The 14,275-nt window shown below is 36.1% G+C and carries 11 protein-coding genes; 1 reads left to right on the plus strand and 10 read right to left on the minus strand.

The window, feature by feature from the left end:
• Positions 1–20: 20 nt before the first annotated feature.
• From AC3RVG_RS06400 to AC3RVG_RS06445, 10 genes are all read right to left on the minus strand, one after another.
• Positions 21–1,286 carry a hypothetical protein gene (locus tag AC3RVG_RS06400; protein ID WP_489690607.1) on the minus strand — a complete coding sequence of 422 codons (1,266 nt, stop codon included), beginning with the start codon at positions 1,284–1,286 and terminating at the stop codon, positions 21–23.
• A gap of 87 nt (positions 1,287–1,373) precedes the next feature.
• Positions 1,374–1,928: a ribosome recycling factor gene (gene frr / locus AC3RVG_RS06405; protein ID WP_489690608.1), complete on the minus strand. Its 555-nt coding sequence runs from the start codon at positions 1,926–1,928 to the stop codon at positions 1,374–1,376.
• Between the two features lie 76 nt (positions 1,929–2,004).
• Positions 2,005–2,712: a UMP kinase gene (gene pyrH / locus AC3RVG_RS06410; RefSeq protein ID WP_489690609.1), complete on the minus strand. Its 708-nt coding sequence runs from the start codon at positions 2,710–2,712 to the stop codon at positions 2,005–2,007.
• Between the two features lie 141 nt (positions 2,713–2,853).
• The gene (tsf, locus tag AC3RVG_RS06415; protein ID WP_489690610.1) at positions 2,854–3,819 is read right to left on the minus strand and encodes a translation elongation factor Ts; all 966 of its coding nucleotides are present in this window, start codon (positions 3,817–3,819) and stop codon (positions 2,854–2,856) included.
• Positions 3,820–3,917: 98 nt separating this feature from the next.
• Positions 3,918–4,805 carry a 30S ribosomal protein S2 gene (gene rpsB, locus AC3RVG_RS06420; RefSeq protein WP_489690611.1) on the minus strand — a complete coding sequence of 296 codons (888 nt, stop codon included), beginning with the start codon at positions 4,803–4,805 and terminating at the stop codon, positions 3,918–3,920.
• Positions 4,806–4,986: 181 nt separating this feature from the next.
• Positions 4,987–5,373, minus strand: a complete 387-nt coding sequence (gene rpsI, locus AC3RVG_RS06425; RefSeq protein ID WP_014781730.1) for a 30S ribosomal protein S9 — start codon at positions 5,371–5,373, stop codon at positions 4,987–4,989.
• Positions 5,373–5,828: a 50S ribosomal protein L13 gene (gene rplM / locus AC3RVG_RS06430; protein ID WP_489690612.1), complete on the minus strand. Its 456-nt coding sequence runs from the start codon at positions 5,826–5,828 to the stop codon at positions 5,373–5,375. The genes rpsI and rplM overlap by 1 nt, the downstream gene beginning before the upstream one ends.
• Positions 5,829–5,976: 148 nt before the next feature.
• Positions 5,977–7,560 carry a T9SS type A sorting domain-containing protein gene (locus AC3RVG_RS06435; protein ID WP_489690613.1) on the minus strand — a complete coding sequence of 528 codons (1,584 nt, stop codon included), beginning with the start codon at positions 7,558–7,560 and terminating at the stop codon, positions 5,977–5,979.
• Between the two features lie 138 nt (positions 7,561–7,698).
• Positions 7,699–11,151, minus strand: coding sequence for a pyruvate carboxylase (locus tag AC3RVG_RS06440; RefSeq protein ID WP_489690614.1), 3,453 nt, complete (start codon positions 11,149–11,151; stop codon positions 7,699–7,701).
• 152 nt (positions 11,152–11,303) lie between these two features.
• A complete protein-coding gene (locus AC3RVG_RS06445; RefSeq protein ID WP_489690615.1) occupies positions 11,304–12,374 on the minus strand; it encodes a hypothetical protein in 1,071 nt (356 codons plus the stop codon).
• Positions 12,375–12,662: 288 nt separating this feature from the next.
• Here AC3RVG_RS06445 and AC3RVG_RS06450 point away from each other — a divergent pair, with 288 nt between their 5' ends.
• On the plus strand, positions 12,663–14,150 hold the full coding sequence (locus AC3RVG_RS06450) for a KAP family P-loop NTPase fold protein (protein WP_489690616.1): 1,488 nt from the start codon (positions 12,663–12,665) through the stop codon (positions 14,148–14,150).
• Positions 14,151–14,275: the final 125 nt, after the last annotated feature.

Here is a 14,275-nt window from a genome sequence, read left to right on the forward strand (position 1 = left end):
CAACACATAAATAGCTGCGTCTATATCTGCAAATAAAATGTAAACTTAAACGAAATATTATCGGCAAAGTTGGGAAGGTTGTAATAACCGTAACGGTAAGCCCCGCTTAGTCCAAACCCGAAAAGAATTTTGTTTACTTCAAAACCCGTTTCATTATATAGCTTATCCAGCGTATTAAAAGGAATCCCGAAATGATTTTCTATATTATCCATATCTCCCAAAGCGTGGCGCGTAATTAGCACCAATTCTGGCTTCCATTTTTCGCCGAGATCAAACCTGCGCAAACTGTGTTTTATTTGCAGCGTAGTCAATTTATCTGAAAAGAATTCACCAAAATACATTGTTTCAAAACTTTGAACCCCAGCTACCGAGAATCGTTGTAAAATTTCATCTTTTGTTGGCTGGTTAGGGTAGGAGTGAAACAGGTGTGTAAGCGGCACATCGCCCGTAGCAAGCGAACCTTCCAAAAGAATATTGGTTGACGATAAATCAGTTCGTTTTATGAAATAATCCAATTTCAACCCAAATTTAGTATAGCTGAAATCACTACCAACTACATCTTTAAAGCCCTGCGTTATTTGCGCACTAATCTTCGGAAAACCGTCGAAATATTCTTTGGTGCCATCTTCATTAGTAAAAAAATTGGTCTTCGGACTTATTCTGAAAGAAACCGTAGCCTCCGCCAATTGATAGTCGGTGTATGGAACGCCGTCGTCAATAAAATAATAATTTTCAATATTCTCCACATTGCTATGCTCCACACGAAACTCCGCCAGCATTTTTGGCGTTAGTTCGCTGGTAATATTGGCGTACCATTTTCGGTATTTATAAAATTGGGTAATATTTACGAGTCGCGGTTCAAAAATAGAATATACGCGGGCATCGGTTAAATAATCGTAAGTACCAATTTCCTTTACATCGTCTGCATAATACACGCTCACCCAAGCTTTCTTTTCTCTGTTAACTCGGCCGCTAGCGCCTAAGCTAAATTTAGAAGTTTTATCTTTAAACCCATAGGCATAATAACCTCCAAGTTTATAGTTTTCAAAAAGTTTGTCGTTTGTTAATCCGCCCACGCCTAGTCGTAAGCCTTCATAATTATTGAGTTTAATTATGGTCTTTAAATCGATGTCGAAAAAACCTATTGGATAATATCCCGATGAAAGGGGGTGATCCTTTTTATCTGCAACATTTGCAATAGTATCATTATCAGTTTTAATCGCAGGCTCCTGTGAAACAGCGTAATAGGCAACACTGAAAAAAACAAGAAAAAGGATTTTTTGCATTCGGAAAAGTTGGTTTTAAGTGGAATAAAAGTAAAAAGAAAGCGGCTATTAGGCCGCTCTATTGTATTTTGTTTAACGAAAATTGTGTTATACAGTCATTATTTCCTTCTCCTTCTTGGCCAATATTTCGTCAATTTTCTTGATGTGAGAGTCGGTCATTTCTTGAATATCTTCTTCAAGTCTTTTCTTTAAATCTTCAGAAATCTCCAAACCTTTTATTTCGTTGTTTGCATTTTTTCTGTCGTTGCGAACACCAATTTTGCCTTCTTCGGCAGCAGCTTTAGCTTGCTTGGCCAAATCTTTTCTGCGTTCTTCGGTTAATGGTGGCACGCTAATGATTACACTTTCACCATTATTCATTGGGTTGAAACCTATGTTTGCAAGATGAATTCCACGTTCTATTACTGGAATCATTCCTTTTTCCCAAGGCTGAATGGTAATAGTCATCCCGTCTGGTGTGCTTACATTTGCTACTTGGCTCAATGGAGTTTGGCTTCCGTAGTAATCTACCATAACGCTACCAACCATTGATGGAGAAGCTTTTCCGGCACGAATGTTTACTAATTCTTTTTCTAAATGCTTTAGTGCATTGTCCATGGCTTCTTTGGCGCCGTCAATTATAAAATCTATTTCGTCTTCCATAAAATTCAAAATTCAGTATTCAAAGTTCACTATTATTCTCAAAACGCCTAAAATCCCACCGAAGCGGATTAAGGGTTTATAAATTTACTTTCGTTCCAATCTTTTCGCCAGAAACAACTTTTAAAAGATTTCCTTTGGTATTCATATCAAAAACGATAATTGGTAATTCGTTTTCTTGGCTTAGAGTGAAAGCAGTGGTGTCCATAACTTTCAAACCTTTTTGCAATACGTCTTCAAAACTAATAAAATCGAATTTTGTTGCCTTTTTGTCTTTTTCGGGATCGCTGGTGTAGATTCCATCTACGCGAGTTCCCTTCATAATTACATCTGCACCAATTTCAATAGCTCTTAAAACGGCTGCGGAATCTGTTGTAAAATAAGGATTTCCAGTTCCACCTCCAAATATTACTACGCGACCTTTTTCCAGATGGCGAATTGCTTTTCTGCGAATAAAAGGTTCGGCAACTTCGTTAATGTTAATCGCGCTTTGCAGACGTGTTGGGACATCTTCATTTTCTAAAGCACTCTGTAGGGCTAATCCATTGATTACCGTTGCAAGCATTCCCATATGGTCTCCTTGCACGCGATCCATTCCGCTGCTGGCTCCAGATAATCCTCTAAAAATGTTTCCGCCGCCAATAACGATGGCAACTTCCACACCTTTTTCAGTAATCTGTTTTATTTCTTGGGCGTATTCCTTAATTCGAATGGGATCAATACCATATTGTTGATCGCCCATTAAGGCTTCGCCGGAAAGTTTTAAAAGAATTCTTTTGTAGTGCATAGAAGATTTTTACTGCGCAAAAATAAAGAAAATTATTGATGCGGTGGAAAGAAAAAAAGTTGAAAATAAATTCAGGATTTGATACAAAAAAAAGAGGCTGAAATTAATCAGCCTCTTTTTGTATTATAAGTACCCAATAGCTTAAGCTAGAGAAACTCTCTTGAAGTTCACAACTTCAACATCGCCATACGTTTTTACGTAATCTGCAACATTCTTTTTGTCGTCTTTAATAAAGTTTTGATCAAGCAATGCTTTTTCGTGGTCCATTGTAGTGTTGTCGCTAATGAAACGCTCCAATTTACCTGGAAGAATTTTATCCCAGATTTGTTCTGGTTTGCCTTCAGCTTTCAATTCTGCTTTTGCGTCTGCTTCAGCTTGTGCTAAAATTTCTGGAGTTAATTGTGCTCTTGAAATATATTTTGGTACATTCTTAAGCGTTTTACCCAAACGGCCTAATTCAATATTGTCTTTTTCAATAACAGCAATTCTTGCTTCAGTTTCTGAAGCTACAAATTCTGCGTCAAAATCTTTGTAAGAAAGTGTAGTTGCACCCATCGAGGCAACTTGCATCGAAACATCTTTTGTTAACTCTTCAGCATTATCAACAGCTTTTGAAAGACCAGTTAAAGCTGCAATTTTGTTAACGTGTACATAAGAACCTACGTATGGAGCTTCTAAAATTTCGAAACCACCAATTTCTATTTTCTCACCGATTACACCAGTTTGCTCAGTTAATTTCTCAGCAACGGTCATTCCACCGAAATCTGCAGCCAAAAATTCTTCTTTAGAAGAAGTAGTTAGTGCAACTTCAGCCAATTTGTTTGCCATTTCAACGTATGAATCGTTTTTAGCAACAAAGTCAGTTTCACAGTTTAATGAAATAGCAACACCTTTTGTGTTATCGCTATTCACTTTTGCAGTTGCAACACCTTCACTTGAGTCGCGATCTGCTCTTTTTTCTGCAATTTTCTGTCCTTTTTTACGAAGGATAGTAATTGCTTCTTCCATGTTTCCTTCTGCCTCAACTAATGCCTTTTTACAGTCCATCATTCCGGCTCCGGTAGCTTGTCTAAGTTTATTTACTTCTGCGGCTGTTATGTTTGCCATTGGTATAAATGTTTTTAGGTTTAATATTAAAAAAGTCGTTCAATTTATTTTCAGACAAGAAAAGAACCAAACGACTTTTAAATTTTTAAATACTGTTATTATTCTTCTTCGTTAAGAACTTCTTTTTTCGATTTCTGACTTACAGGCTCTTTAGCCTCTTTCATTGTTTCTACGTCAGCTTCGTCTGTTGAAGGTACTTCAGCCGTAGCTTTTTTCTCTTCTTTTTCTTTTTTAGGAACTCTAGCTTTTTTAGCCATTCCAGAATCATCACCTTCTTCTTCTTCGTCTTTTCCAGATTTTCTTTCAGAGAGTCCTTCAACGATAGCTTCAGAAACAAAATCCATAATGCTTTCAATAGATTTTGAAGCATCATCGTTAGATGGAATTACGTAATCAATAACACGTGGGTCACTGTTGGTATCTACCATTGCAAAGATTGGAATTTTCAATTTTAATGCTTCAGCAACTGCAATGTGCTCGCGAGTTGTATCAACAATAAAAAGTGCTGCAGGAAGACGGCTCATATCAGAAATTGAACCTAAGTTTTTTTCTAATTTAGCACGAAGACGATCTACTGCCAAACGCTCTTTCTTAGAAAGCGTCATGAAAGTTCCGTCTTGCTTCATTCTATCAATAGAAGCCATTTTCTTAACGGCTTTACGGATAGTTACAAAGTTAGTTAGCATTCCGCCAGGCCATCTTTCAGTGATGTAAGGCATGTTTGCATTCTTTGCTTTTTCGGCAACGATGTCTTTTGCTTGTTTTTTGGTAGCTACAAAAAGAATTTTGCGTCCACTGGCTGCAATTTTCTTAAGGGCTTCATTAGCCTCGCTAATTTTTGCAGCGGTTTTGTAAAGGTTGATGATGTGAATCCCGTTGCGCTCCATATAGATATACGGTGCCATGTTCGGGTTCCATTTGCGAGTTAGGTGGCCAAAGTGCACACCAGCCTCAAGTAAGTCTTTTACTTCTACTTTTTTTGCCATTTTTGTTTTAGTTTACGTTCTGTGAAAGGATAGCAACCCATCCGCCGAAGCAGACTTTGGTTTAGATGCTAAACTAACTCCCGAAGTATTCGGGTTAACAGCTTAATAATTAATAATGATTATGAACTTTTCAACTGTAATTGGGTATCCCAAGTGAGATACCCAATAGAGTTGAGTAATATTAACGTTTAGAGAATTGGAATTTCTTACGAGCTTTCTTCTGTCCGAATTTCTTACGCTCTACCATTCTTGGATCTCTTGTAAGTAAACCTTCTGGTTTCAAGATACCGCGATTTTCGTCATTAAGCGTACACATAGCGCGTGAAATTGCAAGACGAATAGCTTCTGCTTGTCCTGTAATACCACCACCAAATACATTTACTGTAATGTCGAAAGTAGTTTCGTTTTCTGTAAGTACTAAAGGTTGCTTTACTTTATACTGAAGTGTTCCAGTAGGAAAGTAATTCTCAAACTCACGCTTGTTGATAGTAATGTTTCCTTTACCTTCTTTAAGGTAAACACGTGCAACAGCGGTTTTTCTTCTACCTATTTTGTGAATTGTCTCCATTACTTGTTGTCGTTAAAGTTAATAGCTCTAGGTTTTTGTGCTTCTTGACCGTGGTTAGCATCTGCATAAACCTTAAGGTTTCTGAAGATTTCCGCGCCCAATTTGTTTTTAGGAAGCATTCCTTTTATAGCTTTTTCAACAAGCCTTGCAGGGTCTTTCTTGTACATTTCTGTAGCGGTAAGGCTACGTTGTCCACCAGGATAACCTGTGTGGCGAATGTAAGTTTTGTCTGCCCATTTGTTACCAGTAAGGTTTATATTACTAGCATTAATAATAATTACGTTGTCACCGCAATCTACGTGTGGGGTGAAACTTGGTTTGTGCTTACCGCGAAGTAATTTAGCAACTTCGCTTGCAAGACGACCCAATGTTTGCCCGTCCGCATCTACCAGTAACCATTCCTTTACAACGGTTGCCTTATTGGCAGATACTGTTTTGTAACTTAATGTATCCATTTAGTTTTTGTCAATTGTTAATAATTCATTGTTTTCTCATCCTAAAACAAAACGGATTTTGTCTAAGAGGGGTGCAAATGTAATCTTATTTATTTGAAAAGCAAGGGGTGAGAATATAATTTTATCTGAAGTTTAAGTAACTGTTAGGCTATTCTTTAACAAACTTCTTCAAAGTTACTTTTTCTTCTGAATGCAATTGCAGGAAATATACTCCCGAATTGAGACTTGAAACATCTACAGTTGTTGAAATGGCATCAATTTCCAGTTTCAGAATTTGACTGCCTGTAGCGTTATAAATAGTTGCGCGATCTATTAGTTGGTTTTGAGTATTAATATACAAACTGTTTTTCACTGGGTTGGGGTATAGAGTAATAGTATCTGTTAATAAATTCTCGTCAAGACTTAAGGGTATAGCGTATTTTAGTACCCAGAAATCACCAGCGCCTCGTGAAGCCTCCGTTTTATCGCCAGAAATAGAAGAAGATGAGCCACCACCAAGAAGCAGTTCGCCGCTAGTATTAATTGCTAATGTTATTAATATGTCGAAAAAATTTCCGCCTATGGTATTCTGGTCAGAAATATTTCCAGCATTGTCAAGTTCAACAATCCAGTAATCAGCATTGCCATTGGAATTTTCTGTTTTATCACCTCCAATATTTGATTCTGAATACCCGCCGACCATATATTTACCATCGCCTATTTGGATTGCTGTAAAACAGCTATCTCCATCGTTACCTCCAATGGTGTTCTGCCATACAATGTTCCCTACACTGTCCAGCTTTAATATCCAATAATCTCCATTACCTTGATTGATTTCAGTTTTATCACCAGATATATCCGAATTGGAATCACCAGCCACGATGTATCCGCCATCCGTATCTTTAATTATTTTGTAACAAAAATCAGATTGACTCCCTCCAATGGTATTTTGCCATTCGATGTTTCCAGTTGCGTCTAATTTTACGACCCAATAATCAGATAATCCCTGTGAATTTTCAGTCTTATCTCCAGATATATTCGAGTGTGAAAATCCGGCAATCACAAAGCCCCCATCTGTTGCTTGTATGGCAGCACCAGCGTTATCGTCACCAGTTCCTCCAATAGTGTTGTCCCAAATAATAGTTCCAAGTGCATCAATTTTAACTACCCAGAAATCAAAAGTGGCTCCAATAGCATTTTCAGATTTATCTGAAGATATATCAGAGTCGGAATGTCCGCTTAACAAGTAGGTTCCGTCCGAAACTACAACAATAGAGGTCAATATATCATTACCTTGACCTCCAATAGTATTTTGCCATTGAACTTCTCCAGAAGCATCAATTTTCACGACCCAATAATCTTCTTGCCCCATTGAATCTTCTGTTTTATCTCCCGAAATGTCTGAACGGGATGTACCACCCAAGATGTAGCCTCCGTCTAACGTGCTTTCTAAAGTATATAGGTATTCCTCATCACTACCTCCAATCGTGTTTTGCCATTCTATATCTCCAGAGGAATTTAATTTAACGACCCAAAAATCTGATGCTCCTTGGCTATTTTCACTTTTTTCACCTGAAATGTTTGAAAATGATTGACCGCCAAGAACTACGCCTCCATCGTCAGTTTCCTGCATAGCCCATATTTCCTCTGTATCACCACCACCAATAGTTCGTTGCCAAAGTATGTTTGGATCCTGGGCATTTATACTGAATATAGAAAATAGAATTGCGAGAATCGTAATTATCTTCTTCATGCCAAATAATTAAGTGTGTTGTAATTTACAAAATTCCAAAACAATGTTAATCATAAAGTTACGGCTTAATTTTTTTTGAGCTCACGCATAAATAAAAACTGAATCGAATAATTTCAATTTTGAAGCGATCAATTAATATCATTCCACCGTCACCACCAAGTCGTCTTTCATTACCATTGTACCTGGTTTTAAAGAAATAGATTTTATTTTTCCGGCTTTATTTGCTGTAATCGTGCTTTCCATTTTCATGGCTTCAATAATAAAGAGGTGGTCGTTCTTTTTAACTTCCTGTCCTTTTTTCACCAATATTTTATATAAACTTCCCTGCAAAGGAGCACCGTATTGATTGGTGTCTTGCGGATCAATTTTTACGTGTACTTCCTTTTCTACCTTTATTGATAGGTCTTTAATTTCTACAAAACGATTTTCACCGTTTACCGAAAAGAAAACAATACGAACCCCATCTTCATTCGGGATTCCTACTGAAAGCAGTTTTACAATAATAGATTTTCCAGGTTCTAATTCAACTATAGCCTCTTCCTGAAGTTTCATACCGTAGAAAAAGTTTTCCGAAGCAAGTATGGCAAGGTTGCCGTACTGCTTGTATTTTTCGTGCGCTTGCTCAAAAACTCGCGGGTATAAACTGTAAGAGAGAAAATCTTCAAACTCAATCGGTCTTGTAAACCCTTGTTGGAATTTTTTACTGAAAACTTTAAATTCTGAATCGAAGTCTATCGGTTCCAAATGAGCATTTGGTCTTTCAGTATAAGCTTCGTTATTTTTTAAAATGATTGCTTGTAATTTCTTCGGAAAACCGCCCATAGGTTGCCCTAAATCGCCCTTAAAGAAATTGATAACAGATTCTGGGAAAGAAATATCCTCACCGCGTTCCATTACATCTTCAGGAGTAAGGTTATTGGTAACCATAAAAATAGCCATATCGCCCACTACTTTAGAACTCGGTGTAACTTTTACCAAGTTTCCAAACATTTTGTTTACCTGAGCGTACATTTTTTTTACTTCATCAAAACGGTTGCCAAGGCCAAGCGCTTCAGACTGCGGACGCAAATTAGAATATTGCCCACCGGGTATTTCGTGCTGATAAACTTCCGCAGTTCCGGCTTTTAAGCCAGATTCAAACGGATAGTACTTTTCCCGCACGTCTTCCCAATAATTAGAAAATTCATTCAATTTAGTAATATCGAATTTATTTTCGCGCGGCTGATTGCGCATCATTTCTACAATAGAATTAAAATTGGGCTGGGAGGTAAGTCCGGAAAGTCCGCCCAAAGCCACATCTACCACGTCCACACCCGCTTCTATGGCTTTTAAATAAGTAGCAGATTGAATGGAAGAAGTGTCGTGCGTATGCAAATGCAACGGAATTTTAACCGTGTCTTTTAATGCCGCAACAAGTTCCGCTGCTGCATAAGGCTTTAAAAGACCAGCCATATCTTTAATGGCGATCATATGCGCGCCGGCATTTTCTAAGTCTTTTGCAAGCTGAGTGTAATATTTTAAGGTGTATTTTGTTTCATTTGGATCGAGAATATCACCCGTGTAACTTATAGCAGCTTGTGCAATTCCGCCTGTTTTATTTCGAACAAAATTGATGCTTGGCTCCATAGCTTTTACCCAGTTTAACGAATCGAATATTCTGAAAATATCGATGCCGTTTTCCCAAGAAGTCTCAATAAATTTTTCAATTAAATTATCTGGGTATGCTTTGTAACCCACGCCATTGGACCCGCGAAGCAACATTTGAAAAAGTATATTCGGCATTAATTTGCGAAGTTCGCGCAAACGTGTCCATGGACTTTCATTTAAAAACCGGAGGCAAACATCAAAAGTAGCGCCGCCCCACATTTCTATACTAAAAGTATTGGGATGGTTTTTAGCGAAACTTTCAGCTGCCTGCAACATATCGTAACTACGCATTCGCGTGGCAAGTAGTGATTGGTGCGCATCGCGAATGGTTGTGTCTGTGTAATGTATCTTTTTTTCTTCCTTCAGCCAAAGGCAGAATTTCTCTGGTCCTAGCTCGGTGAGCAAATTTTTTGTCCCTTTTGGAAACTCTATCTCAGCTTCAAACTTTGGAACTTTTGGAGTTCTGAAAATTTTATTTTTATCGAACGTTTTTACGTCTGGATTGCCGTTTACAATTACTTCACCTAAATAATTTACGATTTTTGAAGTACGATCTTGCGGAAGTTTAATATCGAATAAAGAAGGTGTATTGGCTATAAAATTTACGGTTGCTTTTCCTTCTCTAAATGTTTCATTTTGAATTACATTTTGAAGAAAGTGAATATTCGTTTTCACCCCGCGAATTCGAAATTCTCTTAAAGCGCGTGACATTTTCCGAACGGCGCCGTCCAAAGTGCGTCCGTGAGCGGATACTTTTACAAGCATAGAATCAAAAAACGGACTAACGCTATAGGATTGATAAATACTACCTGCGTCCAACCGAATGCCCATTCCGCCTGCGCTTCTATAGGTTGTAATTGTGCCGTAATCTGGCGTAAAATTATTTTCGGGATCTTCCGTTGTTAAACGACACTGCATCGCGAAACCGTAAGTTGCCAGTGAATCCTGATCGTATATTTTTATTTGTGTGTCTGAAAGTTTGTAGCCGCCAGCAACAAAAATCTGTGTTTTTATAAGGTCTATTCCAGTTACCATTTCGGTTACCGTGTGTTCTACTTGAATCCGTGGATTAACTTCAATAAAATAAACGTAGTCTTCTTTATCTACTAAAAATTCCACGGTGCCCACATTGTTGTAGTTCACTTCTTCGGCAATCTTTATAGCATATTTGTAAAGCTCCTGTTTTACTTTTTCTGAAACATTAAAAGAAGGAGCAATCTCTACTACTTTTTGGTGTCGGCGTTGTACAGAACAATCGCGTTCAAACAAATGACGAATGTTACCGTGGTTATCTGCTACAATCTGTACTTCCAGGTGCTTCGGGTCTTCCACATATTTTTCGAGAAACATGGTGTCGTCGCCAAAAGCATTAAGCGACTCACTACGTGCAGATTCAAAATTATTATTTAAATCGTCATCATTGCGGATTATTCGCATGCCGCGTCCGCCGCCGCCAGAGGCCGCTTTTAACATTACAGGATAGCCAATAATTTCTGCTTCAGAAAGTGCAATTTTAAGCGAAGAAAGTTTTTTAATGTTGCTTTGTATAACGGGAACATTGCATTTTTCAGCAATCTTTTTCGCTGTAATTTTGTCTCCTAAGGCATCCATCACTTTTGGATCTGGACCAATAAAAATGATTCCATTTTTGGCACAGTTTCGTGCAAATTCGGAGTTTTCAGATAAAAATCCGTAACCTGGATGGATTGCATCCACATTCTTCAATTTTGCCAAAGCAATGATGGCACTACCGTCTAAATACGGTTTTAAAGGTTGGTCGTTTTCACCTATTTGGTAGGATTCATCGGCTTTGTAACGATGTTGCGAATAGCGATCTTCGTACGTATAAACGGCAACCGTTTTCAAATTTATTTCTGCACACGCACGTAATACTCGTATGGCTATTTCGCCGCGATTGGCAACCAATACTTTTTTGATTTTCATGGAAGTCGTTTTTTTAAATTTGAAATTATGCTTTAAAGATAGTAATTACTATGCGTGCATAATATAATACTTACAATATTTATTTTGCTTCTAGTTTTAAGGAGCATTTTAGATGTAGTTTTTTGAATCATTTTCAATTAACTATTTAAAGACTATCTAAGGATATATGGATTTTCACTTTTGTAATTCCGGATCACGAAATCTAGCGCGCTTTGTAATACTTCGCCCATATTACGGGCTTTTTTAAATCTTATATCACCCGTTAATTCAAAAAGATCCATCTTTAATTGTTTAATTTTTTCGGGTGGTGCTATATTGTCATTTTTCATGCAACTCATTAAACCTTTCAATCTCTTTTTCATGCTTGTAGCTCGTTTAGCTAATAACGATCTTTCTTCACCTATATACTGATCTATGGAAGTTTGCTGCAGCAGCTTCATTGTCATTTCTACCAACGCGTTATTCTCTTTTAAAAATTGAGGCTTATATACCTTAGCATTCCCCTCATAACTTTGTTGGTCAAAATCGATAGCGCGAATTCTATATTGAATTCGGTCAAAATCGTGGGTTAGCACCATAACATAATTGTAGGAGCGCATATCGCCCAATAAGCGTACAAAACAGCGTTCGTTGAATTTTACAAATTCTTTAGCGATTTCCATTTTATCGCGGTGCGAGCAATTGTCTAAATGGTTTTCTATAAAATCGTCACCAGGAATGCCTGAAATGTGTTCCTCAATCAAAGTGTTTTTTCTCACCAAGAAATTGATGTGGTTTGGCGAAAGTAAATCTTCTAATTCCAAACCGTAGATGCGTGAGGCATCGGCTTTTTTAATGTAGAAGAAAAGATAGTTGTCATTCAAAATGTTACGCACTTTTATTCTAAATGGCTTTGAATTTCCGAAGGTGCAAAAATCAATATTATCTATATTTAAGTACGGAAAAATAGTGTCGCTTCCGTCAGAGTGTAGAATGGAATAAACTCTTTTCAGACTTTGATTAATCTCTTCGGTTTCAAATTCAGAATAGTAAACGCTCACCCACAAAGTGTCTTTTCCGTTTTTATCGAATACTGAAACCGAGCCTTGAAAACGCAATAAATCGTCGTAATAGATAGGAATTTTAATGGTTCTTCCGTGACGAGTTAAATATTTTAAAAGCTCATCTGTAATGGGATAAGCCGGTTTCTTTTTTGAAATAAGTTTGTAGTTATCGTCCTCCATAGCAGTGGGAAATATTTTTTTAAAGATATGGATTTCATTAAAGACGTAAGACCGCTTCGCTGTAAGATTTAAGACATAAGATTGAAATAATTCAGAATTATGAATTCAGAATCATTCCTTCACAAACTTTTTCAATGCCACATTTTTCCCGGAATACAGTTGAATATAGTAAACGCCTTGGCCTAGTTTGTAATGTTCTCAAATAATAATATCATTTATTTAAGGAAAATTTCAATTAGCGGAAAGTATATTATTAATCCGTAAATTCATTTTTTTAAAATTAATCTCATGTCAAAGTTATTACCAAACCTTCCGATCGAGGATTTAACACCTGAAAATGATTACTTAGGGATCATTGAAAAAGGCGATTTAATAAAAACATTTTTACAAAGCAATACTCAAGAATTTACTGAAATTAAAATGTTTACTCTTTATGGTGAATGGGGAAGTGGTAAAAGCACTTTGATGAAATACCTTGAAAAGGATCTTAAAGAAACTTTTAATACATTCTTTTTTGAAGCTTGGGAATTTGAAAGTGACTCAAACTTGCCACTTTCTTTAATGGAATATTTACTTGAAAATTCTAAATCAAAATCTAAAAAGTTATTTGAGGATATTGAAGAAGTTGCGGGAAATTTATTAGAAGGTTTTACTAAATCAATTACGTTAAAATCACCTGTTTTTAATATAAATGGGAAAGAACTTGTAGCTCCATTTGAAAAGAAAGAGAAATCTTTTTTAGAATCTAAGAATAAGTTTAAGGAAGATTTTATCAAGTGGGAGAACTTGAATACAAAAGGGAAAAATCCTAATTACAATATTGTATTTATAGATGATTTAGACCGTTGCGAACCTGAAAATGTGTTAAACCTGCTTTCTGCTTTAAAATTATTCTTCACTTACGGAAAGAAGACTATTTTCTTTTGTGGAATTGATAAAAAAGCAGTTAGGGAAGCAGTAAATAATAAGTACGGGGATATAATTAAATCCGATGAATATTTAGAAAAGATTTTTGATATATCTTTTTCTATTCCGAAATTTTCAAATAGCATAAAATTATTTTTACATTATTTTCCTACGGAATCAATTTATTCTTTTCAAGGTGCTCAAATGTCAATTTCAAATATATTGGATAGATTCTTTTCATCATTAAGATTTAGTAATCCACGAAAAATTAAAAAGGTTTTGAATAGATTTTTAATTTTAAAAAATATTGAAGAAAATTTAGCCCATGAACATTATCTTAAAAAGTCATTTCCTAGAATTTTAGAAAATGATTCTATTTGTGTTTTCGATTTAATATTTACTCTATATTTTATAATTTTAAAGGAGTTTTATCAAAAGAAACTTGATGATATAGAAAATGATAATTTACGTTCACTAAATTACAAAGAAGGAATAAAAAAGAATGTTCATATTGATGGACGATTACAAGAAGGTGAGGATAGTGGTTTTCAAAAATATTTGAATCAAAATTCTCGCACGAGCTCTTTCTCATCTGCAAAATCGGAACTTAAGCATAATAATTCTGAAAGAGGAAAAATTGCCAAATCAAATTTTATTGTAAGTTTTGCTCCTATAGACGTTATATCTATGCATTCAGCATCTTTTGTTAATATTGGCAGTTTCCGCGAACATTTTAATGTATTTGAAAAGGAAATTGATTATTATTTCACTTATTTTCTATTGGCAAATTTGGACTATTTGTTTAAGCAAGAAATAGAATCAACAACTAGTATAAATGAAATGCTTCATATTATAAAAACGTTGCCTTGAAAATTTAAATTTACTGCACTTTCAAATTTCGCCATCACTAGATTGCTGATTAGGCGCAAATATTCACTTGTTTATTTAACATTTAATAGAACTCATTCGCTTTAATTTCATCTAGTTTTGCGCCC

The organism is Aequorivita sp. IT1282, from assembly GCF_058068205.1.